Genomic DNA, 24,111 nt, shown 5'->3' with positions numbered 1-24,111 from the left:
ACATGATCGGGATCGCGGCACTCGTCATCGGCATCGTGCTGGGCCTGGTGTTCCGGCCGGACGTGCCGGAGTTCGTCGAGCCGTATCTGCCGATCGCCGTGGTGGCCGCGCTCGACGCGGTGTTCGGGGGGCTGCGGGCCTACCTCGAGCGGATCTTCGACGCGAAGGTGTTCGTGGTGTCGTTCGTGTTCAACGTGCTCGTCGCCGCGCTCATCGTCTACGTCGGCGACCAGCTGGGCGTCGGCACCCAGCTGTCGACGGCCATCATCGTGGTGCTCGGCATCCGCATCTTCGGCAACGCCGCCGCCTTGCGGCGCAGGCTGTTCGGCGCCTGAGCATGAGCACCGAGTCCACGGACGACACGCCCGGTCGCCACGAGGAACCGGCGGAGCACCACGGCCGCCACGAGCTGCCCCGCGGGGCGGCGCCCCAGCCGATCGGCGATCTGCAGCCCGGCGGCCCGGCGGGCGTGCTGCGCCGCGGCCGCAGCCAGATCGTGTTCGGCGCTCTCGCGATGCTGCTGTGCGTGGTGCTCGGTGCGGCGATCGTGACCCAGGTCCGGCAGAACGAGTCCGGCGACTCGCTGGAGACCGCGCGGCCCGCCGACCTGTTGGTGCTGCTGGACTCCCTGCAACAGCGCGAGGCGGCCCTCAACACCGAGGTGAACGATCTGCGGCGGACGCTGGAGCAACTCCAGGCGTCGGGCAGCAGCGATGCGGCCGCCATCGAGAACGCCCAGGCGCGGCTCGCCGCGCTGTCGATCCTGATCGGCACGGTGGCCGCGACGGGCCCGGGCGTGGTGCTCACCATCACCGACACCACACCGGGCGTGCCCGCGGAGACACTGCTCGACGTCATCAACGAGCTGCGCAATGCCGGCGCGGAGGCCATGGAGATCCGGGGCACCCGCGACGGCCAACCGGTCCCGGTGCGGGTGGGAGTCGACACCTGGATGGTGGGCACACCCGGCGCCATCGACGTCGACGGCGTCACCCTCAATCCGCCGTATTCTGTTCTGGCCATTGGCGATCCACCGACTCTCGCCGCGGCGATGAACATTCCGGGCGGCGCGATGGACAGCGTCGAACGGGTCGGCGGCACGATGGTGGTACAACAGGCCGAGCGGGTCGACGTCACCGCCTTGCGGCAACCGAAACCCCGCCAATACGCTCAGCCGGTCAAGTGAGCCAGCCGAGCACGAGCCCTCGAGGAGCACCGTGAGCGAGATCCCGTCCGACCTGCTGTACACCGAGGAACACGAGTGGGTCCAGCGCACCGGTGACGACACCGTGCGGGTGGGCATCACCGACTACGCGCAGGCCGCGCTCGGCGACGTGGTGTTCGTGCAGCTGCCCGACGTCGGCACCGAGGTGGCCGCGGGGGAGTCCTTCGGCGAGGTGGAGTCGACCAAGTCCGTCTCCGACCTGTACGCCCCGGTCACGGCGAAAGTGGTTGCCGTCAACGGTGATCTGGAGGGCACGCCGCAGCTGGTCAACTCCGACCCGTACGGCGAGGGCTGGCTGGTCGACCTGCAGGTGCAGGGCGGACCCGACGACGGCGGCCTGGACGGCCTGCTCGACGCGGACGGCTACCGCGCCGCCGTGACCGAGTAGCAGTTGTTAGGGTCGTGCGGACAAGTTCGACCGACCTGACGCGGTGACGGCCCACGACTGGCCGATCCGGCGGTGGTGGGTACAACGAGGCGCACTGCGCGGTACGGTCGACCAAGCACGGACGACGGCCGGAGCACCGGCCGGGTGACGCCACAGCAGCCAGTAAGGAGCAGCGGGTGACGGAGAAGGACAGCAGTTCCGGAGCAGATCAGACGTCTGACGAAGTCACTGTCGAGACGACTTCGGTGTTCCGCGCCGACTTCCTCAACGAACTCGATGCACCCGCCAGCGCGAGTGCCGAAGGATCCGTCTCCGGGGTCGAGGGGCTGCCCGTCGGCTCGGCGTTGCTGGTCGTCAAGCGCGGCCCCAACGCCGGATCGCGCTTCCTGCTCGACCAGCCGACCACCTCGGCCGGCCGTCACCCCGACAGCGACATCTTCCTCGACGACGTCACGGTGAGCCGCCGCCACGCCGAGTTCCGGCTCGAGTCCGGCGAGTTCCAGGTCGTCGACGTCGGCAGCCTCAACGGCACCTACGTCAACCGTGAGCCCGTCGACTCGGCGGTGCTGGCCAACGGCGACGAGGTGCAGATCGGCAAATTCCGCCTGGTCTTCCTGACCGGCCCCAAGACCGACGACGACAGCGGCCCGGGCAGCTGACCGTGACCGCCCCCGACACCCCCGCGTTCTCCGGGATGTCGATCGGAGCGGTCCTCGATCTGCTGCGACCGGACTTCCCGGACGTGACCATCTCCAAGATCCGGTTCCTCGAGGCCGAGGGCCTGGTCACTCCGGAGCGCACCGCGTCGGGCTACCGGCGGTTCACGGCATACGACTGCGCACGGCTGCGGTTCGTGCTGACCGCCCAGCGGGACCAGTACCTGCCGCTGAAGGTGATCAAGGCTCAGCTGGACGCGCAGCCGGACGGCGAGCTCCCACAAGCCAAGTCGCCCTACGGCGTGCCGCGGCTGGTGCCGGCGGACGGTGACGTCGACGGCGCGGCGGCCTCAGGTGTGGCACTCACACAGGTCCGGCTCAGCCGCGAGGATCTGCTCACCCGGTCCGGTGTGCCCGAGGAGCTGCTGACCGCGCTGGTCAAGAGCGGCGTCATCACCACCGGGCCCGGCGGATTCTTCGACGAGCATTCCGTGGTGATCGCGCAGTGTGCCCGGGCGCTCGCCGACTACGGCGTCGAGCCGCGGCACCTGCGCGCGTTCCGGTCGGCGGCGGACCGCCAGTCCGACCTGATCGCGCAGATCGCGGGTCCGGTCGGCAAGGGAAGTCAGGCCGGCGCCCGTGACCGGGCCGACGATCTCGCCCGTGAGGTGGCGGCCCTGGCGATCACCTTGCACACGTCGTTGATCAAGTCGGCCGTACGCGACGTTCTGGATCGGTGAGGATTAGACTCGTCGTGACGGCTTGTTCGTCGCGTCCGGGGCCCGCGGGGCCCCGGACGTATAGCGGCACACCGGGTGCGGAGGGCAGACACTGATGGCTGAGGTACGGGTGGTCGGCATTCGCGTGGAGCAGCCTCAGAACCAGCCGGTGTTGCTGCTGCGCGAGTCCAACGGTGACCGGTACCTGCCGATCTGGATCGGCCAGTCGGAGGCCGCCGCGATCGCACTCGAGCAGCAGGGGGTCGAACCGGCCCGGCCGCTCACCCACGATCTGATCCGCGACCTGATCGCCGCGCTGGGCCATTCGCTGCGCGAGGTCCGCATCGTCGATCTGCAGGAGGGCACCTTCTACGCGGACCTGATCTTCGACCGCGACATCAAGGTGTCGGCCCGGCCGTCGGATTCGGTGGCGATCGCCTTGCGCGTCGGCGTGCCGATCTACGTCGAGGAGGCGGTGCTGGCCGAGGCCGGCCTGCTGATCCCCGACGAGAACGACGAGGAGGCCGCTGGCGCCGTCCGTGAGGACGAGGTGGAGAAGTTCAAGGAATTCCTGGACAGCGTGTCGCCCGACGACTTCAAGGCCACCTGATTTCGGCCGTCGCACTGCGGATGGTCACGGATGCGTCTCAACTGGCCACTCCGGCGTCGACACGCGGCGAAGCTGCCAGGCTGCGGCGCGGCAGGCCGCCATACTTTGGGGGCGACGAGCAGTCACATGCCGTCGGAAAGCGTATGCTCGGACACATTCGAACTCGTGGCAGGTGGACTGCAGTGCAGGTCAACGCAGTTTCACCGCTGGCGGGATCGATCGGCGAGAGGATTCCATAGTGGGCGAGACGCCACGTCAGGAGCAGCTGGATCTGTCCTCCGGCGAGAAGGCGGCCGATCCGGCCGCCGCACCGGTGGGCGAGCCCGTCCAGGGGGGCCTCTTCCCTGACGACTCGGTGCCCGACGAACTCGTCGGCTACCGCGGGCCGAGCGCCTGCCAGATCGCCGGCATCACCTACCGGCAGCTGGACTACTGGGCCCGCACGTCTCTGGTGGTGCCCTCCATCCGCGGCGCCGCCGGATCCGGCAGTCAGCGGCTGTACTCGTTCAAGGACATTCTGGTCCTCAAGATCGTCAAACGCCTGCTGGACACCGGCATCTCACTGCACAACATCCGCGTCGCCGTCGAGCATCTGCGTCAGCGCGGGGTCAGCGACCTGGCCAACATCACCCTGTTCTCCGACGGCACCACCGTCTACGAGTGCACCTCCGCCGAGGAGGTCGTCGACCTGCTACAGGGCGGCCAGGGCGTGTTCGGCATCGCCGTGTCCGGCGCGATGCGGGAACTGACCGGGGCGATCGCCGACTTCCCCGGCGAACGGGCCGACGGCGGCGAGTCGATCGCCGCTCCCGAGGACGAGCTCGCGTCGCGGCGCAAGCATCGCGACCGCAAGATCGGCTGACGCCTCGCGCTAGACTGGTCGACGCATCGCCCACACGCGGGAGAGTTCCGTGGCCGCAACGCCACGGGCGCCGAAGGAGCAACACCTCTCCGTCAACCTCTCAGGCACCCAGGACCGCGAGTGACCCCGATGCCTCTGGAAAGAGGTGGAGCCGTCGAGCGTGGCGGCAGTCCACCCGCCCATGGGGAAAGGCGTTCGCGCCGAATCTCTCAGGCACCGACGACAGAGGGAGAGGAACCCGAGCGGTACGCAGCGGATTCCGCCCTCACGCGTCAGGAGCACTGACCAGTGGTCGACACCCACCCAACCCGTTTCGCCGACCGGCACATCGGCCCGGATGCCGACGCCATCGCCACGATGCTCGACACCATCGGTGTGGCGTCCCTCGAGGAGCTCGCCGCCAAGGCGCTGCCCGTGCGCATCCTGGACGCGCTGTCCGCCGACGGTGTCGCGCCCGGGCTGGAGCAGCTGCCCCCGCCCGCCTCCGAGCACGATGCCCTCGCCGAACTGCGCGCACTCGCTGACTCGAACACCGTCGCCGTGTCGATGATCGGGCAGGGCTATTTCGACACGCTGACACCGCCGGTGTTGCGCCGCAACATCCTCGAGAACCCGGCGTGGTACACGGCGTACACCCCCTACCAGCCGGAGATCAGCCAGGGCCGGCTCGAGGCCCTGCTCAACTTCCAGACCATGGTCTGCGACCTGACCGGCCTCGAAGTGTCCAACGCGTCGATGCTCGACGAAGGCACGGCCGCCGCCGAGGCGATGACCCTGATGCAGCGGGCGGGCCGGAGCAAGTCGCACCGGCTGGCCGTCGACGTCGACGTCTACCCGCAGACCGCGGCGGTGCTCGCTACCAGGGCCGCCCCGCTGGGCATCGAAATCGTCACCGCCGACCTGCGCTCGGGCCTGCCCGACGGCGACTTCTTCGGCGTCGTCGCGCAACTGCCCGGCGCGAGCGGCGCGGTGGTGGACTGGTCGGCGCTGGTCACCGAGGCGCACGACCGCGGGGCGCTGGTGGCGTTCGGCGCGGATCTGCTCGCGCTGACGCTGATCACGCCGCCCGGCGAGTTCGGCGCCGACGTGGCGTTCGGCACCACCCAGCGGTTCGGGGTGCCGATGGGCTTCGGCGGGCCGCACGCCGGTTACCTCGCGGTGCACACCAAGCACGCCCGGCAGCTTCCCGGCCGGCTGGTCGGGGTGTCGGTGGACGCGGACGGGTCGCCGGCCTACCGGCTGGCGCTGCAGACCCGTGAACAGCACATCCGCCGCGACAAGGCCACCAGCAACATCTGCACCGCGCAGGTGCTGCTGGCGGTGATGGCCGCGATGTACGCGAGCTACCACGGCGCGGAGGGGCTGACCTCCATCGCGCGACGGGTGCACGGACACGCCCGCGCCGTCGCCACCGGACTGGCCGACGCCGGAGTGGACGTGGTGCACGACGCCTTCTTCGACACCGTGCTGGCCCGCGTGCCGGGTCGTGGTGCGCAGGTCCGTGACGAGGCCAAGGCGCGCGGTGTCAACATCTGGCAGGTCGACGCCGACCACGTCTCGATCTCCTGCGACGAGGCGACCACCGCCGAGCACGTCGCGACGGTGCTGGCGGCCTTCGGGGCCGACCGTGGCGGCGCGCCACTCACCGGACCCGAGATCGCCACGCGCACATCGGAGTTCATGACTCATCCGGCCTTCTCTCGGTACCGCACCGAAACGGAGATGATGCGGTATCTGCGGTCGCTGGCCGACAAGGACATCGCACTGGACCGCAGCATGATCCCGCTCGGTTCGTGCACCATGAAGCTCAACGCGGCGGCGGAGATGGAACCCATCACCTGGCCGGAGTTCTCCCGTCAGCATCCGTTCGCCCCCGCCTCCGACACCCCCGGCCTGCGCAGGCTGATCGCCGACCTGCAGGAGTGGCTGACCGGTATCACCGGATACGACGAGATCTCGCTGCAGCCCAATGCAGGCTCGCAGGGCGAGTACGCCGGACTGCTTGCGATCCAGGCCTACCACCTGAGCCGCGGCGAGGCCGAACGCAACATCTGCCTGATCCCGTCGAGTGCGCACGGCACCAACGCCGCGTCGGCGGCGCTGGCGGGGATGAAGGTCGCGGTGGTGGCCTGCCGCCCCAACGGTGACGTCGACCTCGACGACCTGCGGGCCAAGGTGGCCGAGCACGCCGAACGCCTTGCGGCGCTCATGATCACCTACCCGTCCACCCACGGCGTGTACGAGCACGACGTCGCCGACATCTGTGCGGCCGTGCACGACGCGGGCGGTCAGGTGTACGTCGACGGCGCCAACCTCAACGCGCTGGTGGGCCTGGCGCGTCCGGGCCGGTTCGGTGGTGACGTCAGCCACCTGAACCTGCACAAGACGTTCTGCATCCCGCACGGCGGCGGCGGCCCCGGCGTCGGTCCGGTGGCGGTGCGCTCGCATCTGGCGCCCTACCTGCCCGGCCACCCGCTCGCCGACGAACTCGGCGACGACTACACCGTGTCGGCCGCGCCGTACGGGTCGGCGTCGATCCTGCCGATCACCTGGGCCTACATCCGGATGATGGGAGCGGCGGGCCTGCGAGCGGCGTCGCTGACGGCGATCGCCTCGGCCAATTACATCGCCCGCCGGCTCGACGAGTACTACCCGGTGCTGTACACCGGCGAGAACGGCATGGTCGCCCACGAGTGCATCCTGGATCTGCGGCCCATCACCAAGCAGACCGGGGTCACCGTCGACGACGTCGCGAAACGGTTGGCGGACTACGGCTTCCACGCTCCGACGATGAGCTTCCCGGTGGCGGGCACACTGATGGTGGAGCCCACCGAGAGCGAGAGTCTGGCCGAGGTGGACGCCTTCATCGCGGCGATGATCGCCATCCGCGCCGAGATCGACCGCGTCGGGTCGGGGGAGTGGTCCGTCGAGGACAACCCGCTGCGCGGCGCGCCGCACACCGCGGAGTGCCTGCTGGTGGCCGACTGGGACCATCCGTACACCCGCGAGGAGGCGGCCTACCCGCTCGGCAAGGGGCACCGGCCGAAGGTGTGGCCGCCGGTGCGCCGCATCGACGGCGCATACGGTGACCGCAACCTGGTGTGCTCGTGCCCTCCGGTGGAGGCGTTCGCCTGAGTCAGGGCCACATCGACGGGAAGTGCACCACCTGGCCGACCTCGATGTGGTCGGGATCGGTGATGAGGTTCGCCGCGGCGGTCAGTTTCACGGCGGTCAGCGTGCGGTCCTCGCTGTAGTCTCCGTACTCGTCGGTGGCCAGCCGCCAGAGCGTGTCACCGCGGACCACGGTGCGGCGCCGGTTCATCCGTGGTCGGGTGAGCAGGGTGCCCGGGGGGTGGACGGGTCCGTCCAGCCGGTTGGCGAAGGCGATGATCGTCCAGAAGGACGGCACGCCGTACCAGCCGTCCGCGAGTGTCTCCAGGGTTTCGCCCTCGACCACCGTGTGATGGCCGACGTCGGCGAGGTCGGGCACCACCAGCCACTCGCCGACCTCCAGCGGACGCTGCGCGGCGCCGCTGGCGATCTCGTACACGCCGGTCATCGCGACGTCGTGGTAGAAGCGCCGCGCGAGATCGGCTTTCCTGTCACCGGCGCGGACCTGGTAGCGGTACGTGACGTAGGGAATCGACAACTCCTGGCCGACGACGATGTCGTCGGGGTCGGCCAGGTCGTTGGCCACCGCGATCACCCTGTGCCGGCGGCCGTCACCGTAGAACTGTTCGGCGATGCCCCACAGGGTGTCGCCTGCCTTGACGGAATATTTGTCACTCATGCGTTCAGCGTCGGTGTGCCGGGACGCTGTGGCACGCGTAGTGCACTACCCGAGTCCCCGGCGACGCGCTGGGCGCACGTCGCCCGGGATCAGCCGACGAAGCGGGTGATCGCGCCCGTCAGGTCGGGAGAGCTGGACGTGCCGAGGTTCTGGTAGGCGCCGCCGGTGGCCTGGGCGACGGCCTCCCAGGTGGCCTGGTCGGAGTCCGCGCCGAAGTCGATCACGTTCACCGCCACCGGGCGTGCCGGGTCGAAGGCGTCCCGGACGAACGCCTGCAGGCCCGCCCCGTCCAGCGACTGGTCGCTGTGCGGCCCCTCGGTGATGACCAGCACCGAATTGGCTTGCCCGGGGCGGTAGTTCGCGAGTGCCTCGTTGTACACCAGACGCAGCGTGGTGAACGACACGGCGCCACCCGATGTGGACGCCAACGAGTCCAGTGTCGTCGTCAGGCTCTGCGACCGGGGTGTGCCGCCGACGGGTTCCGACAGCGGTCCCATCGGCACCCGGGAGGACCCGGCCGCGCCGTCGAAGGTCCACAGTCCGACGGCCGAGGTCGGTGGCAGCGCGTCGATCCGGGGGATCAGTGCGTTGACCACGTTGCCCATCCGCGAGTTGGTGCCCTCTGACGCAGGCATCGACTGGTCGAGCATGATCGTCACCGCCGAACCCTTCGCCGGCGCCGTCAACGCGTCGGCCATCTTGGCGCGCATCGCGTTGTCGCCGATGGACAGCGGAGCCGACACCGGGGCGAAGGCGGTGACGTCGCTGGCCGGCGGGGTGGCGCCGTCGGCGCGGAAGCCGGCCTTGGCCAGTTCGGCGAGCCCCTCGGGCTTGCGCATGAAGCGGGCGAACTCACTGGCCGCCGCGACCTGCTCCTTGGTGAGCCAGTCGCCGGACAGCAGGACGGTGGGGTAGTCGGCGGTGGCCGTCGGGCCGGGCGGCAGCCAGGACGCCAGCGTGTTCTTCGCCTCGGGCAGCGCCGCGCCGCGCTGGAACAGCTGCTGCTCGGTGACAGCGACCGCGTGCACCGGAGCCGTCGCCGGGTCGGATGCCTTGACCAGCGCGTCCATCGCCGTGCCCGCGGTGTCGTCGGCCAGATCGGGTTGGCCGGCCAGCAGTGTGCTGACCGCCGACATCCCGTCGCTCGCCGGCGCGCCCGGCGGGGCCGATGCGGCCGCCACCGCCTCGGCGGCGAGGTAGGACGCGTCGCTGTCGCCGCTGCGCGGCAGCGCCAGTTTCAGCGGGCCCCATCCGGGCAGGTTGAGCCCGTCGAGACCGGTCGGATTGGTCTGCAGCCTGGGCAGGGTCGACCAGTTCTGCTGTCCCAGCGCGGCTCTCATCTGCGGCCGGACCGCGAGCAGAACCGGCGAGGTGACCAGTGACCGGCTGTCGTCGATGGTCTGCGGCCCGGAGCCCGCCTCGAGGCGTGCCGCGGAGATACTGCTGGCGGGGATCCACAGCGCGGGCCGTTCACCGAGATCGGCCGGCCAGTCCCCGGTGAACCCGTTGACCACCTGATCGGATCCCGCGGGCTTGACGCCGATCTTCACACAGCGGTCGCCGACGGGGCTGGCGGTCTCGTTGTACCCGTTGGCCAGCGTCTCGATCTGCGGTGCGATCGACGGATCGGCCAGCACCGCCACGGTGAGTTCACCGTCGACGCAGCGCGCGGCGGCGACGTCACTGCGGTCGGACAGCGCGTCACCGAAGAAGCGCCACAGGATGACTGCGGCCACCACGACGACGACGGTCACCAGGGCGGCGATCACGCCGACGCTGACACCACGGCGCCCGGACGCGACGGCACGGTGGCTGCCGGTCCACTCGCCGCCGTCCCAGTCGCCGCTGTGCTGGGGTCCTGCCGGACCGGCCGGCGGCGGGCCGTCGTCGGCGCCCGCGCCGAAAGCGGGCCCGTACTCGTCGTCATCATCGGGATGGTCGTCGCCGCGGTAACCGCCGTAGTCGTCGGGGCGGTGGTCACGGGACGCGCCGAAGCCGTGGTCGTGCAGATCGGGTTGATCGTGCTCGGCATCCCGGTAGCCGGAGTCCGCGTACTCCGTGCGGCGGTGCGCGGTCGTCGGGAAGTCGTCGGCGGGGTAGTCGTCGGCGCCGTGGTCCCGGTAGCCCGGATCCTGCCCGCGGCGGTCGCCGTACTCCGGCTGCGGGTACTCCGCGGAAGTTCCGTCCTGCGGCGGGATTTCCGGTTCGTCCGCGGAGTCGTCGGGATCCGGAATGCTATGCCTGCCCATTCCTGCTCCCGTGTTCGTGTCGTCGACCGGTCGATTCCGACCGGCCGTCAATGCAACGCCGAAGTCTAGTCAACGCCGATGAAGCGGGGTGCCGGGTGAGGTCAGCTACGGGCGCCCGAACCGGCCTTGAACTCCCGCCGGCGGCGGTGCAGGATCGGCTCGGTGTAGCCGTTGGGCTGCGCGGTGCCGGACAGGATGAGCTCCTGGGCCGCCTGGAACGCCACACTGCCCTCCGGGTCGGTCGCCATCGGCAGGTACTTCTCGTCGCCCGTGTTCTGCTCGTCCACCACCGCTGCCATCCGCCGCAGGCTGGTCTTCACGTCGTCCTCGGTGATCACGCCGTGCCGCAGCCAGTTCGACAGCAGCTGGCTGGAGATCCGCAGCGTGGCACGGTCCTCCATCAGCGCCACGTTGTGGATGTCGGGCACCTTCGACGAACCCACCCCCTGGTCGATCCAGCGCACCACGTAGCCCAGGATCGACTGACAGTTGTTGTCGACCTCCTCGCGGATCTCCTCGGGCGCCCACGCCAGCTCCTTGGCCAGCGGGATGGTCAACAGGTCGGCCAGGCTGGCGCGCTGCTTGCCCGCCAGGTCCTTCTGCACGGCGGCGACGTCGACCTGGTGGTAGTGCATCGCGTGCAGCGTCGCCGCAGTGGGCGACGGCACCCAGGCGGTGGTCGCGCCCGCCTTGGGCTGCCCGATCTTCTGCTCGACCATGTCGCCCATCAGATCGGTCATCGCCCACATGCCCTTGCCGATCTGGGCGCGGCCCACGAAGCCCGTGGCCAGCCCGATGTCGACGTTGTTGTCCTCGTAGGCCTTGATCCACGGCTGGCTCTTCATCGACGCCTTGCGGATCATCGGGCCGGCCTCCATCGAGGTGTGGATCTCGTCGCCGGTGCGGTCGAGGAAGCCGGTGTTGATGAACACCACGCGGTCGGCGGCGGCCTTGATGCAGGCCTTGAGGTTGACCGTGGTGCGGCGCTCCTCGTCCATGATCCCGACCTTGAGCGTGTTCTGCGGCAGGCCGAGCACGTCCTCGACCCGGCTGAACAGCTCGACGGTGTAGGCCACCTCGTCGGGTCCGTGCATCTTCGGCTTGACGATGTAGACCGATCCGGTGCGGCTGTTGGCCAGCGGGCCGTTGGCGCCGCCGGCGCGCAGTCCGTGGACGGCGGCGAGGCTGGTGAACAGGGCGTCCTGGACGCCTTCGTAGACTTCGTTGCCCTGAGCGTCCACGATCGCGTCGTTCGTCATCAGGTGGCCGACGTTGCGCACGAACAACAGGCTGCGGCCGGGCACGGTGAGTTCGCCCTCGCCGTCCGGGGTGGTGTAGGTGCGGTCCTCGTTGAGCACCCGGGTGAAGCTCTTGCCGTCCTTGCTGACCGGAGCCGAGAGGTCGCCCCTCATCAATCCCAGCCAGTTGCGGTATGCCGCCGTCTTGTCATCGGCGTCGACCGCGGCGACGGCGTCCTCGAAGTCGATGATCGTGGTGACCGCGGACTCCAGCACGACGTCCTTGATGCCCGCGGTGTCGGTGGAACCGATCGGGGAGTCGGGATCGATCAGGACCTCGATGTGCAGGCCGTGGTGGCGCAGCAGGAACGACCACTGCGGCGACCCGAAGTCGCCGGTGTAGCCGACGAACTGTTCGGGGTCGGCCAGAGCGCTGGACTGGCCGTCGCCGATCTCGGCGAGCAGCTGCCCGTCGTCGATCTTGAAGCCGGTCGGGTCGGACCACGACCCGGTCGCCAGGGGCACGCTCTCGTCGAGGAACCGGCGGGCGTAGGCGATGACCTTGTCACCGCGGACGCGGTTGTAGCCGCTGCCCTGTTCGGCGCCGTCCTCCTCGGAGATGACGTCGGTGCCGTAGAGCGCGTCGTACAGCGAACCCCAGCGGGCGTTGGCGGCGTTGAGGGCGAACCGGGCGTTGGTCACCGGCACGACGAGCTGCGGACCCGCGGTCGAGGTGATCTCCGCGTCCACGTTCTCGGTGCTGATGGAGAAGTCACCGGGATCGCCGGCGAGGTAGCCGATGTCGGTGAGGAACTGCTGGTACTCGTCGGGATCGAGCGGGCCGATCGCGCGCTGGCGGTGCCACTTGTCGATCTGTGCCTGCAGGTCGTCGCGGCGGGCCAGGAGTTCGGTGTTGCGCGGAGTGAGGTCGGCGACCACCTTGTCGACTCCTGACCAGAAGCTGTCCGGGTCGATGTCGGTGCCGGGCAGCGCCTCGTCGTTGACGAAGTCGTACAGCACCCGGGCCACGCGCAGATTTCCCACCTCGACGCGATCGGTCATCGTTTCCTCCTAGCTCACCGGCACGTCTGCTGACGCGACGCGCGTTGATCCACCTTACCCACCGGTAACGTCGGCCTTTGCGCCGCGCGCCGCCGCACGCAGCAGGTCGCACCTGCCGGCGAGGGTGGCTCGCAGCGGAGCGGCCCGCTCCGCGATCTCCTGCTGGGCGCGCACGTACTCCGCCCGACCCGCCGGTGTCTCGACGGCGATCGGGTCGAACCCGTGCCCGCTGAGGTCGTACGGGCTGGCGCGCATGTCCAGCGCCCGCGCGTCGGCGGCCAGCTCCAGACAGTCCATCACCAGCTCGGAGGACACCAGCGGTCCCAGCTTGTAGGCCCATTTGTAGCAATCCATGGCGGCATGGACACAACCCGGCTGCTCGGTGGCGATCTGGCGGTCGCGGGTGAGCCGTTCGGCGTTGCGGCCCGCGGCAGCATCGGTGAAGAACCGGAAAGCGTCGAAATGGCTGCAGCGCAACGGCATCGACTCCACCACCGCGTCGGTGCCCGCGGCGCCGAGGCGCAGCGGCACCTGCGCGTGGCGGACTTCGGGGGAGCGGTACACCATCGCCCACTCGTGCAGCCCGAAGCAGTTCATCCGCGGCGCTCTGGCTGCCGTCGCCGTGAGCAGGTCGCCGATGAAGCCGACGGTGTCGGCCCGGCCGGCCCGGTACTCCTGGCTGACCGTGACACCGTGCGGCGTGCGGTGATAACCGGCGATGTCCAGGTGGCGCCCCGCCGAGTCGCCCGCCAGCACCACTCCGAAGCCCGGGTGCCAGCGGCGGAGCAGGCGGGGCCGCAGGTTGTAGTAGGTGAACAGGAAGTCCCACACCGGATGTGCCGCGCCGGCGCGGCGGCGGGCCAGATGCGGCGCACAGAACGCGTCGACGCGATCGCGATGTGCGGATTCGCGTGCCTGCCAGTCAGATTCGGCGAGGACATCGAGATCGGCGCCGACTGCGACGTCAGCCGCCTTCGCACGGAGTGCGAGATCAGACACGATGGGTGCCGTCCCGCACCGTCCCCACGAGGTCTTCGACCAGATCCTCGAGCGCCACCATGGCTGTCACCATGCCGTCGGTGGTGACCAGGGCCAGGTGGCTGTTGTCGCGCCGCAACCGGGTCAGCGCATCGGGCAGCGGCAGCGATGCGGGCAGCGTGAGCAGCGGGCGCACCAGCGAGCGGTCCAGCACCGCGTCGGGGTCGTGCACCAGCGGTAGCACGTCCTTGATGTGCAGGTAGCCGACGTACTCGCCGGACGGGCCGGCTACGGGGAAACGCGAGTAGCCGGTCTCGGCGAGCGCCCGCTCGACCGCGCCGACCGTCGGGCCGCTGTCGGCGGCGGCGGCGGGCACGGTGTGGATGTCGCTGAGCGGCATCGCCACGTCGCGGACCACGCGGTTGCGGATCTGGAGCGCGCGGGTGAGGCGGGTGTGCTCCTCGGTGTCGAGCAGCCCCTCGGACACCGACTCGGCGATCATCTCCGAGAGCTCCACCGTGGACACCGCCACGGCCAGCTCGTCCTTCGGCTCCACCCCGAACGCGCGCAGTGTGCTGTTGGCGCACCAGTTGTAGAACGCGATGAACGGCCGCGCCGCCCGGATGTAGACCAGGTACACCGGGATCAGGAGCATCGCCGTCGACTCCGGACCGGCGATCGCGATGTTCTTCGGCACCATCTCGCCGAGCAGCACGTGCAGCGTGACCACGACGCCGAGGGCCACCACGAAGGACACGGTGTGCAGCACCGCGTCGGGGATGCCGACCAGCCCGAAGGGCTTCTCCAGGAGGTGCGCCACCGCGGGCTCGCCCACCCGGCCGAGCAGGATCGAGCACACGGTGATGCCCAACTGGGAGCCGGCCAGCATCAGTGACAGGTTCTCGCCGGCCCGGATGACGGTGACGGCGCTGCGCTTGCCCTGCTCGACCAGCGCCTCGAGCCGGTCGCGGCGGGCGGAGATCAGCGCGAACTCCGAGCCGACGAAGAACGCGTTCGCCGCCAGCAGCAGCACGGTCAGCAGCACGCCGAAGAGGTCGCCGCCCATCAGTCGTTCAGCTCCTCGTCGTCGGTCTCGCCGCGGCGGCCCAGCTCGGTCAGCTCGAGTTGGTCGATGCGGCGCCCGTCCATCTGCACGACCGTCGCCAGCCAGAGCACCGGGTCCTCGAGGACGGTGTCCGGGTCGAAGGCGGTGAGTTCGACGGTCTCCCCGGGTTCGGGGATGTGGCCGAGTTCCTCCAGCACCAGTCCGCCGATCGTCTCGTATTCGCCCTCGGGCGCCCGGAATCCGGTCTCGCTGGCCACCTCGTCGATGCGCAGCAGCCCCGAGACCTTCCAGCCGCCGCCGGCGGGCTGCACGTCGGGGGTGGCGTCGTCGTGCTCGTCGCGGACGTCGCCGACGATCTCCTCGATGAGGTCCTCGACGGTGACCATGCCCGCGGTGCCGCCGTATTCGTCGACCACCAGGGCGGTCTGCAGGCCGTTGGCGCGGATCTGGGTCATCACCGCGTCGCCGTCGAGCGTCGACGGCACGGTGGCGACGGGCAGCGCGAGCGTCGCGAGCCGGGTGGCGGCCCGCTCGTCGTGCGGAATCGCGAACACCTGCTTGACGTGCACCACGCCGATCGTCGAGTCGAGGTCACCTTCGACGATGGGGAAGCGCGAGTAGCCGGTGCTGATCGCCGCCTCGATCAGATCGGCCACGGTGTCGTCGGCCTGCATCGCCTCGATCTCGGTGCGCGGCGTCATCAGCTCTTCGGCGGTTCGCTCGCCGAACTGCAGCGACCGGTCCATCAGGACCGCGGTGACCGGGTCCAGTGATCCGCTGCGCGCGGAGTTGCGCACCAGCGAGATCAGTTCCTGCGCCGAGCGGGCCGAGCGGAGCTCCTCGGCGGGCTCGATGCCGAGACGGCGCAGGATCCAGTTGGCGGTGCCGTTGGTCATCCGGATGAGCGGGGTGGCCAGCATCGAGAACAGCAGTTGCGGCGGCGCCGACGCCCGCGCGGTCGGCACCGGCCGAGCCACGGCCAGGTTCTTGGGCACCAGTTCGCCGAAGATCATCGACACCGAGGTGGCGATCAGGATGGCCAGCACCAGCGCCAGCCCGCTCGCGACATCGGCGGGTAGGCCGAGCGCGTCCAGTCCGGGATGCAGCAGCCGCGCGACGACGGGTTCGGCGAGGTAGCCGGTGGCCAGCGTGGTGATGGAGATGCCGACCTGCGCTCCGGACAGCTGGAACGACAGTGTGCGGTGGGCCCGGCGGACCATGTGGTCGCGGCGGTCGCCGTCGCGGGCGTTGGCCTCGACGGTGCTGCGCTCGAGCGCGGTGAGCGAGAACTCCGCCGCCACGAACACGGCGGTGCCCGCGGTCAGCACGATGATGGCCAGCACCGACAGGATGGACAGGGTGACGCTCACGTCGTTCTCCCCGCAGGGGCGCCGGGCACGAGGCCCGGCCGACTAGGGGAGGGTTCCGCGTCGGACTGCTCCGGGGACGGCTGCTCGGCCCGGCAGGCCCGTTCGGTACCGGGGCCATCGGCGGGTGCCTGCGGCACGTAGTCCCTTCCTCGTTCGGCGAATGAGAAGCCAATGGTAACCGGTGCGGTGTGCGGCCCGCGCGCTCGTGGTGACCAGCCCGGTGACCCGTCGCGTCAGCTGAGCCTGTCCTCAGTCGCTCGGTGATAAGTTGCCAGAGCCGGGCCGGCTCACAGCGGTCTCACAGCGCACGACGAAAGCGGGTCGATTCATGCCGTTCGCCTTCTCACGCCTCACGGCTACGGTGTGTGCTGCTGCGATGGCACTGTCGCTCAGCGCGTGCGGCGGCTCGGATTCCGTCGACGCCAGTGAGTCGCTGGTGGTGTACTCCGGTCGCAGCGAGGAACTCGTCGGGCCGCTACTGGAGAAGTTCAAGGCCGAGACGGGGCTCAACGTCGAGGCGCGCTACGCGAGCTCCGGGGAGATGGCCGCCCAGCTGATCACCGAGGGCGACAAGTCGCCGGCCGACGTGTTCCTGTCCCAGGACGCCGGGGCGCTCGGCGCGGTCGCCAAGGCCGGACTGTTCGCCCAGATCGACACCACGACACTGGAGGCGGTGCCGGCCAACTACTCGGCGGCCGACGGCACCTGGGTCGGCGTGTCGGGTCGCGCGAGGGTGGTGGTGTTCAACCCGAAGCTGGCGCCGAATCCGCCCGACACCGTCGACGGCGTGCTGGCGCCGGAGTGGAAGGACAAGATCGGGTTCGCGCCGAGCAACGCGTCGTGGCAGTCGTTCGTGACGGGCCTGCGGGTGGTGCGGGGCGACGCAGGGGCCGAACAGTGGCTGCGTGCGTTCAAGGCGCAGAATCCGAAGGCCTACGAGAACAACGTCGCGGTCCGCGATGCGGTCGACAAGGGCGAGGTCGCCATCGGTCTGGTCAACCACTACTACCTGTACGAACTGATCGACGCCAAGGGCAGGGACGCGGTGACCGCGCAGAACAAGTTCATGGCGCCGGGCGATCCCGGTGGGCTTGTCAACGTCGCCGGCGTCGGCATCCTCAAGTCGGCACCGAATCCCGCGGGCGCGCAACGGTTCGCGGCCTACCTGGTGAGCCAGGCCGCCCAGGAGTACTTCGCCGGCGAGACCAAGGAGTACCCGCTGGTCGCCGGCGTCGCGACGGCCGAGGGCATGCCGCCACTGGCGGACCTGCAGCCACCCGCGGTTGACCTGTCCCAACTCGACGACCTCGAGGCGACCCAGGAGATGCTGGTCGCAACCGGGTTGCTGACGAACTGATCCTGTTGCGGCGGAACGTGATTCGCCGTCGGCCGCCCGCGCCGCTGCTCGGTGCCGCCGCGGCTGTCTCTGCGGCCACGCTGCTGCCGCTGTACTACCTCGGTGACCGGGCGCTCGCCCGTGGCTGGGCGTTCGTCGCCGACGAACTCCTGCAGCAGCGCACGATCGCCCTGGTGGGTCGGTCGCTGCTGCTGGTGGTCGTGGTGACCGCCGGCTGCGTGGTGCTCGGCGTGGGCTTCGCGGTGCTGCTCAGCCGCACCGATCTGCCGTTCCGGCGGCTCTTCGGCGTGGTGCTCGCGCTGCCGTTGGCGATCCCGAGTTACCTGCTGGCATTTCTGTGGCTGTCGGTGCAGCCGGCGGTGGCCGGCTTCTGGGGCGCGTGCCTGGTGCTCACCCTCGGCTGCTACCCGTACGTGTTGCTGACCACCACGGCGGCCCTGAACCGGACGGACCCCGCGCACGAGGAGGTGGCCCGCTCGCTGGGATTGTCCGGCGTGGCCGTGCTGTTCCGGGTGACGCTGCGCCGCGTCCGGGCGGCCGTCGCGGCAGGCGCGCTGTTGGTGGCGTTGTACGTGATCAGCGATTTCGGCGCCGTCGCCGCCATGCGCTACGAGGTGTTCACCTGGGTCATCTACGGCGCCTACCGCTCCGGGTTCAACCCGTCGCGGGCCGCTGTGCTGTCGCTGGTGTTGCTGGTCTTCGCACTGGCGCTGGTGGTCCTCGAAGGCCGGGCGCGCGGCCGGGCGGCGGCCTACCGGGTCGGCGGCGGCTCGGCACGGCCGGCTCCGGTGGCCGCGCTGGGACCGTGGCGGCCGGCGGCGACGGCGGCCGCGCTGATCGTGATCGCCGCGGCTCTGGTGGTCCCGGTGATCGCGCTGGCCGACTGGCTGCTCGACGCGGGCGCGCGCTGGGATGCCGGGGAATGGTCGGCCGCGGTGGGCGCCACGCTGTGGCTGTCGGCGGTGGCGGCGGTGGTGTGCACCATCGCCGCCGTACCGCTCGGTGTGCTCGTCGCGCGGTATCGCAGTCCCGTGACGCGGACGCTCGAGGGGGCCAGTTACGTCGCGCACGGGCTGCCCGGCATCGTCATCGCGATCGCCATGGTGTCGGTCGGCGTGGCGGCGCTGCGCCCGCTCTACCAGCGGGAGCCGCTGCTGATCCTGGCCTATGCCGTGCTCCTGGTGCCGGTCGCCGTCGGGTCGGTGCGGGCCGCGATCGAGGCGACGCCGGTCCGGCACGAGGAGGTGGCCCGGTCGCTGGGCCGCGGCCCGTTCGCCGCGTTCGCCGCGATCACCGCCAGGGGCGCCGCGCCCGGGATCGCCGCGGGCGCCGCACTGGTGCTCCTGACGTGCATGAAGGAATTGCCGATCACGCTGCTGCTTCGCCCGACCGGGACCGACACGATGGCCACCCGGCTGTGGACCTACAGCTCGGTCAGCGATTATGCGTCCGCCGCGCCGTATGCGGCCGCCCTGGTGATTCTCGCCGCGCTCCCGACGGCCGCGCTCGGCCTGTGGAGTGCGCAGGTGGTGGAGGTGCGCGACACATGAGTGCGGAGGACCAGACGTCGACCACCGCCGCAGGTGTCCGCATCCGCGGCCTCGGCAAGTCGTTCGACGGGCGGCGGGTGCTGTCCGGTCTCGACCTCGACGTGGCTGCGGGCACGATCAGCGCGGTGCTCGGCCCGTCGGGCTGCGGCAAGACGACGCTGCTGCGCATCGTCGCCGGCTTCGAGGTACCCGACGCCGGGACGGTGACCGTCGGCGACGGCGTGGTGTGCGGCGACGGCGCTGCCGTGCCCGCCCACCGGCGCCGGATCGGCCTGATGCCGCAGGAAGGTGCGCTGTTCCCGCACCTCAGCGCCGCGGAGAACATCGCGTTCGGGCTGCCGAAGCGGCGACGCGGTGCGGCAGCCGACACCGTGCGGCACTGGCTCGACGTGGTGGGGCTCGACGGCAGCGGTGACGCCCGGCCGCACGAGCTGTCGGGCGGGCAGCAACAGCGGGTGGCACTCGCCCGCGCGCTGGCGGCGCGGCCGAGGGTGGTGTTGCTCGACGAGCCGTTCGCGGCGCTCGACGCCGGGCTGCGGACGCGGGTGCGCGAGGACATCGCCGCGATCCTGCGCGACACCGGCACCACCGCCGTACTGGTCACCCACGATCAGGCCGAGGGACTGTCGCTCGCCGACTCGGTGGCGCTGCTGATGGACGGGCAGATGGTGCAGTCCGGCACCCCGGCCGACGTGTACGACCGGCCGCGGACTCTGGCGGCCGCCCGGTTCGTCGGTGCGGCCGTCGAGATCGGCGGGGTGTGCCGCGGCGGGGTGGTGCGCACCGCGCTCGGTGCCCATCCGGTGCGGATACCGGTCGACGACGGCGACGTGGTCGTCGTGGTGCGGCCAGAACAACTGCGGCTGTCCGACGACGGGGCGCCCGCGGTGGTGACGGCACACCGGTTCTACGGCCCGGACAGTTCGGTGCACGTGACGCTCGCGGACGGTACGCCGCTGGTGGCCCGCCGCATCGGCGACGTCGACATCGAGACGGGTCAGCCGGTCAGCGTGAGGGTGACGGGCGCCGTGCTGGCGTACCCGTCACCAACCGGTCGGCAGCGGATGCCCCTCGGCGAAGCCGGCGGCTGACTGCACGCCCAGCACCACCTTCTCGTGCAGTTCGGGCAGCGTGGCGGCGCCGACGTAGGTGCAGGTGCTGCGGACTCCGGAGGTGATGTGGTCCAGGAGATCCTCCACGCCGCCGCGGGACGGGTCCAAACCCATCCGCGAGGTCGAGATGCCCTCTTCGAACAGACCCTTGCGAGCGCGGTCGAACGCACTGTCGGCGGAGGTGCGCGCCGCAACCGCACGCTTGGAAGCCATGCCGTAGCTCTCCTTGTACGGCCGGTCGTCCCGGTCGCGCATCAGGTCGCCCGGCGACTCGTAGGTGCCGGCGAACCAGGATCCGATCATCACGTTGGCGGCGCCTGCGGCCAGCGCCAGCGCCACGTCACGCGGGTGCCTCACCCCGCCGTCGGCCCACACGTGGCCACCGAGTTCCCTTGCTGCAGCGGCACATTCGACCACCGCCGAGAACTGCGGGCGGCCGACGCCGGTCATCATCCTGGTGGTGCACATGGCACCGGGGCCGACGCCGACCTTCACGATCGAGGCACCGGCGGCGATCAGGTCGCGGGTGCCCTCGGCGGACACCACGTTGCCCGCTGCCAGCGGCACGCCGAGATCCAGTGCCGACACCGCACGGATCGCGTCGAGCATCTTGACCTGGTGGCCGTGGGCGGTGTCGACCACCAGCACGTCGGCGCCGGCCTCGACCAGTGCGCGTGCCTTCGCGCCGACGTCGCCGTTGATCCCGACGGCGGCGGCGATGCGCAGCCGGCCCTTGGCGTCGACCGCAGGGGTGTAGATGCCGGCGCGGATGGCCCCGGTGCGGGTCAGCACGCCGGCCAGGGTGCCGTCGGGCCCGGTCAGCACCGCCACGCCGACGGCGGCGTTCTCGAGCAGGTCGAACACCTTGCGGGGTTCGGTGCCCACCGGTGCGGTGACGAAGTCGGTGACCGCGATGTCGCTCACCCTGGCGAACCGGTCCACCCCGACGCAGTCGGCCTCGATGACCAGGCCGACCGGCCGGCCGTCGTTCACCACCACCGCGGCGCCATGGGCCCGCTTGTGGATCAGCGCGACGGCATCGGACACCGAGTCGTCCGGCGCGAGGGTCACCGGGGTGTCGACCACCAGGTCGCGGCTCTTGACGAAGTCGACCGTCTCCCGCACCGCCGAGATCGGCAGGTCCTGGGGCAGCACGACGATGCCGCCGCGGCGGGCCACGGTCTCGGCCATCCGGCGTCCGGCCACCGCGGTCATGTTGGCGACGACCACCGGGATGGTGGTGCCCGACCCGTCGACGGTCGACAGGTCGACGTCGAACCGCGACGCCACTTCCGAGCGGCCGGGCACGACGAACACGTCGTTGTACGTCAGGTCGTACGGCGGCCGGTGGTCGTGGAGGAACTTCACGCCCCCGAGTCTAATGGGGGCGGGTCAGGCCTCGACCTCGCTGTGGTCGCCGCTCCACAGCGTGTGGAACCGCTTGTCGCGGTCGGCGTCGATGCGTCCGTAGGTGTGCGCGCCGAAGAAGTCGCGCAGCCCCTGGGTGAGCGCGGCGGGCAGCCGCTCGGTGCGCAGTGCGTCGTAGTACGACAGCGCCGAGCTGAAGCCGGGGATGGGGATGCCGAGCTGCGTCGCGGTCACCACCACACGCCGCCAGCCGTCGATCGCGGCTTCGATCGCGTCCCGGAAGTACGGGTCGACGATCAGGGTGGGCAGGTCGGCGTCGTTGTCGAAGGCGTCCTTGATCCGGTTGAGGAACTTCGCCCGGATGATGCACCCGCCGCGCCAGATGGTCGCCATGTCACCGGGGGTGATGCCCCAGTCGTACTCGGCGCTGCCTGCCTGGATCTGGTTGAAGCCCTGGGCGTAGGCGATGATCTTGGAGGCGTAGAGCGCCTGCCGGATGTCCTCGGTGAACTGCTCTGCGTCGGAGGGCTTTCCGCCGAGATCGCCGGAGGCCAGGCCGGTGGTGGCCTTGCGCTGGGTGACCGAACCCGACAGCGCGCGGGCGAACACCGCCTCGGCGATACCGGTGACGGGCACACCGAGATCGAGCGCGGACTTCACCGTCCAGCGGCCGGTGCCCTTCTGCTCGGCCTCGTCGAGGATGACGTCCACCAGCGGCTTGCCCGTCTCGGCGTCGTTCTGGCGCAACACCTTCGCCGTGATCTCGACCAGGAAGCTGTCCAGGTCGCCCTTGTTCCACTCGTCGAACACGTCGGCGATCTCGCCCGCGCTCTTGCCGAGGCCGTCGCGCAGCAGCTGGTAGGCCTCGCCGATGAGCTGCATGTCGGAGTACTCGATGCCGTTGTGCACCATCTTCACGAAATGGCCTGCGCCGTCGGGTCCGATGTGGGTACAGCACGGCACGCCGTCGACGTGTGCGGAGATCTCCTCGAGCAGCGGACCCAGTGATTCGTAGGACTCTTCGGGGCCGCCCGGCATGATCGACGGTCCGTTCAGCGCACCTTCCTCACCACCGGAGATGCCCGCGCCGACGAAGTGCAGCCCGCGCTCGCGGATCGCCTTCTCCCGACGGATGGTGTCGGTGTAGAGCGCGTTGCCGCCGTCGATGATGATGTCGCCTTCCTCCATCGCGTCGGCGAGCTCGTTGATCACGGCATCGGTCGGGTCGCCGGCCTTGACCATGATCAGCACGCGTCGCGGCTTCTCCAGCGCGTCGAGGAATTCGCGGATCGTCTCACTGCGGACGAAGTTCCCGTCCGAGCCGTGCTCGGCGAGCAGCGCGTCGGTCTTGGCGACCGAGCGGTTGTGCAGCGCGACCGTGTAGCCGTGTCGGGCGAAGTTGCGGGCGATGTTCGATCCCATCACCGCCAGCCCGGTGACGCCGATCTGTGCCGTACCGGTGGTGCCCGAGTTGGTCATGCGGCAGCCTTTCGTTGGTTTGTGGACTGAGAACGCTTCTTCGAGCGCGGTGCATCCCTCAGCGCTGAATCTAGGTGGTGAACAGCCGGTGGAGTTCGGTCAGCCACGGCACCGCCACAGCCACGGTGGGCACCACCAGCACGGCCACCGCGGCGAGGTAGGCGACGGCGGCCAGCAGCGGGCTGTTCGGCCTGCCCGCGAGCCGGCGCACCCGGATCACCGTCGTGGGGCCGCCGGCCGCCAGCGCACCTGACGGCGTGCGCCCCGACGCGCACGCGACCAGGGCGCGGGCCAGGGGAGTGGGTCCTGCCGTGCGGACTGCGGCGTCGTCGGCGAGCAGTTCGATCAGCAACCGCACGGCGTCGAGGGCGCTGCCGCTGCGGACGAAACGGGGGAACGCGGCGTGCACGGCGGTGAACATCTCGAGCACCAGGTCGTGCCTGGCGCGCAGGTGAGCCCGTTCGTGGGTGAGGATCGCCGCGATCTCGTCACCGGCGAGGCTGGTCAGGGTGCCGTCGCTGACCACGACCCGGCTCCGCATCCCGGGCAGGCAGTACGCCATCGGCTGGGCGACGTCGAGGACGCGCAGGTCGGCCGTGCTGCAGACGTCGTCCAGCACCGAGGTGCGCGGCATGTCCAGCAGGTCGACCATCATCCGGTGATGGGCGCGCCGGCGGCGGGTCGCGATCGCCACCTGCAGCACCGACACGATCAGGCGGGCCCCGATGAGCAGGGTGAGTGCGAACACGAAGACGAGCAACAGCCACATCGGCCAGCCGAGGATGGCGATCTCACTGGTGATGGTGGCCGTCGGGCGGCCGTCGGGGCCGGGGACGAACAACCGGCTGGCTATTGCGATCCCGGCACTGAACGCCGAGAGCACCGCGGCCAGCACGATCGACTGCCAGAGCACGATCGCGGCCCGCGGCGCGCGCATCGGCCAGGACGCCCGCGCGAGCATTGCCGGCACCGGTCCGATCAGGACCAGCGCGACGATGGTGAAGGCCAGCGCGGACACGCTGTCAGTCTCCC

The 24,111-nt window shown here is 70.4% G+C and carries 20 protein-coding genes and 2 riboswitches; of the genes, 11 read left to right on the top strand and 9 right to left on the bottom strand.

Going from position 1 to position 24,111, the window contains the following annotated elements:
- Window positions 1-2: 2 nt before the first annotated feature.
- From ACPCHZ_RS19735 to gcvP, 8 genes are all read left to right on the top strand, one after another.
- Window positions 3-335: a small basic family protein gene (locus ACPCHZ_RS19735; protein WP_364983605.1), complete on the top strand. Its 333-nt coding sequence runs from the start codon at window positions 3-5 to the stop codon at window positions 333-335.
- 2 nt (window positions 336-337) lie between these two features.
- Window positions 338-1,186, top strand: coding sequence for a DUF881 domain-containing protein (locus tag ACPCHZ_RS19730; protein ID WP_423486276.1), 849 nt, complete (start codon window positions 338-340; stop codon window positions 1,184-1,186).
- A gap of 31 nt (window positions 1,187-1,217) precedes the next feature.
- A complete protein-coding gene (gene gcvH, locus ACPCHZ_RS19725) occupies window positions 1,218-1,613 on the top strand; it encodes a glycine cleavage system protein GcvH (protein WP_423486275.1) in 396 nt (131 codons plus the stop codon).
- Window positions 1,614-1,789: 176 nt separating this feature from the next.
- Window positions 1,790-2,272 carry a glycogen accumulation regulator GarA gene (gene garA / locus ACPCHZ_RS19720; RefSeq protein WP_264010837.1) on the top strand — a complete coding sequence of 161 codons (483 nt, stop codon included), beginning with the start codon at window positions 1,790-1,792 and terminating at the stop codon, window positions 2,270-2,272.
- Between the two features lie 2 nt (window positions 2,273-2,274).
- Window positions 2,275-3,009, top strand: coding sequence for a MerR family transcriptional regulator (locus tag ACPCHZ_RS19715; RefSeq protein ID WP_423486274.1), 735 nt, complete (start codon window positions 2,275-2,277; stop codon window positions 3,007-3,009).
- Between the two features lie 94 nt (window positions 3,010-3,103).
- Window positions 3,104-3,598: a bifunctional nuclease family protein gene (locus ACPCHZ_RS19710; RefSeq protein ID WP_423486273.1), complete on the top strand. Its 495-nt coding sequence runs from the start codon at window positions 3,104-3,106 to the stop codon at window positions 3,596-3,598.
- A gap of 238 nt (window positions 3,599-3,836) precedes the next feature.
- The gene (locus ACPCHZ_RS19705; RefSeq protein ID WP_364983622.1) at window positions 3,837-4,460 is read left to right on the top strand and encodes a MerR family transcriptional regulator; all 624 of its coding nucleotides are present in this window, start codon (window positions 3,837-3,839) and stop codon (window positions 4,458-4,460) included.
- A gap of 27 nt (window positions 4,461-4,487) precedes the next feature.
- Window positions 4,488-4,587, top strand: a riboswitch (glycine riboswitch).
- A riboswitch (glycine riboswitch) is annotated at window positions 4,588-4,696 on the top strand.
- A gap of 52 nt (window positions 4,697-4,748) precedes the next feature.
- Window positions 4,749-7,595, top strand: coding sequence for an aminomethyl-transferring glycine dehydrogenase (gcvP, locus tag ACPCHZ_RS19700; RefSeq protein ID WP_423486272.1), 2,847 nt, complete (start codon window positions 4,749-4,751; stop codon window positions 7,593-7,595).
- A gap of 1 nt (window position 7,596) precedes the next feature.
- Here gcvP and ACPCHZ_RS19695 read toward each other — a convergent pair whose 3' ends face one another.
- The 6 genes from ACPCHZ_RS19695 to ACPCHZ_RS19670 form a co-directional block, all read right to left on the bottom strand.
- Entirely contained in the window at window positions 7,597-8,250 is a 654-nt protein-coding gene (locus ACPCHZ_RS19695) for a LysM peptidoglycan-binding domain-containing protein (RefSeq protein ID WP_423486271.1), read from the bottom strand.
- Between the two features lie 89 nt (window positions 8,251-8,339).
- Entirely contained in the window at window positions 8,340-10,499 is a 2,160-nt protein-coding gene (locus tag ACPCHZ_RS19690) for a substrate-binding domain-containing protein (protein ID WP_423486270.1), read from the bottom strand.
- A 101-nt stretch (window positions 10,500-10,600) separates the two neighbouring features.
- The gene (locus tag ACPCHZ_RS19685; protein ID WP_423486269.1) at window positions 10,601-12,799 is read right to left on the bottom strand and encodes a malate synthase G; all 2,199 of its coding nucleotides are present in this window, start codon (window positions 12,797-12,799) and stop codon (window positions 10,601-10,603) included.
- Between the two features lie 54 nt (window positions 12,800-12,853).
- Window positions 12,854-13,798, bottom strand: a complete 945-nt coding sequence (locus ACPCHZ_RS19680) for a 3-methyladenine DNA glycosylase (protein WP_423486268.1) — start codon at window positions 13,796-13,798, stop codon at window positions 12,854-12,856.
- Window positions 13,791-14,843: a hemolysin family protein gene (locus tag ACPCHZ_RS19675; protein ID WP_423486267.1), complete on the bottom strand. Its 1,053-nt coding sequence runs from the start codon at window positions 14,841-14,843 to the stop codon at window positions 13,791-13,793. The genes ACPCHZ_RS19680 and ACPCHZ_RS19675 overlap by 8 nt, the downstream gene beginning before the upstream one ends.
- On the bottom strand, window positions 14,843-16,213 hold the full coding sequence (locus ACPCHZ_RS19670; RefSeq protein WP_423486266.1) for a hemolysin family protein: 1,371 nt from the start codon (window positions 16,211-16,213) through the stop codon (window positions 14,843-14,845). Before ACPCHZ_RS19670 ends, ACPCHZ_RS19675 begins: the two co-directional genes overlap by 1 nt.
- 376 nt (window positions 16,214-16,589) lie before the next feature.
- Between ACPCHZ_RS19670 and ACPCHZ_RS19665 the strand changes: the two genes are divergently transcribed.
- From ACPCHZ_RS19665 to ACPCHZ_RS19655, 3 genes are read left to right on the top strand one after another with little or no spacing between them, the layout of a single operon-like run.
- A complete protein-coding gene (locus tag ACPCHZ_RS19665) occupies window positions 16,590-17,570 on the top strand; it encodes an iron ABC transporter substrate-binding protein (RefSeq protein WP_423486265.1) in 981 nt (326 codons plus the stop codon).
- Between the two features lie 17 nt (window positions 17,571-17,587).
- Window positions 17,588-19,120, top strand: coding sequence for an ABC transporter permease (locus ACPCHZ_RS19660; protein ID WP_423486264.1), 1,533 nt, complete (start codon window positions 17,588-17,590; stop codon window positions 19,118-19,120).
- Entirely contained in the window at window positions 19,117-20,211 is a 1,095-nt protein-coding gene (locus ACPCHZ_RS19655; protein ID WP_423486263.1) for an ABC transporter ATP-binding protein, read from the top strand. Before ACPCHZ_RS19660 ends, ACPCHZ_RS19655 begins: the two co-directional genes overlap by 4 nt.
- Here ACPCHZ_RS19655 and ACPCHZ_RS19650 read toward each other — a convergent pair.
- The 3 genes from ACPCHZ_RS19650 to ACPCHZ_RS19640 form a co-directional block, all read right to left on the bottom strand.
- Window positions 20,164-21,600 (bottom strand): GuaB1 family IMP dehydrogenase-related protein, encoded by a 1,437-nt coding sequence (locus tag ACPCHZ_RS19650; RefSeq protein ID WP_423486262.1) that lies wholly within the window; start codon window positions 21,598-21,600, stop codon window positions 20,164-20,166. The two genes, ACPCHZ_RS19655 and ACPCHZ_RS19650, sit on opposite strands and share 48 nt — an antisense overlap.
- A gap of 24 nt (window positions 21,601-21,624) precedes the next feature.
- On the bottom strand, window positions 21,625-23,079 hold the full coding sequence (gndA, locus tag ACPCHZ_RS19645) for an NADP-dependent phosphogluconate dehydrogenase (RefSeq protein ID WP_423486261.1): 1,455 nt from the start codon (window positions 23,077-23,079) through the stop codon (window positions 21,625-21,627).
- A 70-nt stretch (window positions 23,080-23,149) separates the two neighbouring features.
- The gene (locus ACPCHZ_RS19640) at window positions 23,150-24,097 is read right to left on the bottom strand and encodes a M56 family metallopeptidase (protein WP_423486260.1); all 948 of its coding nucleotides are present in this window, start codon (window positions 24,095-24,097) and stop codon (window positions 23,150-23,152) included.
- Window positions 24,098-24,111 lie beyond the last annotated feature (14 nt).

Origin of the sequence: Mycobacterium sp. NPDC050041 (genome assembly GCF_049541695.1) — a bacterium.
Classification (GTDB): Bacteria; Actinomycetota; Actinomycetes; order Mycobacteriales; family Mycobacteriaceae; genus Mycobacterium.
The sequence above is the reverse complement of the archived record's forward strand: the minus strand, read 5'-3'. Positions and strand labels throughout refer to the sequence as shown.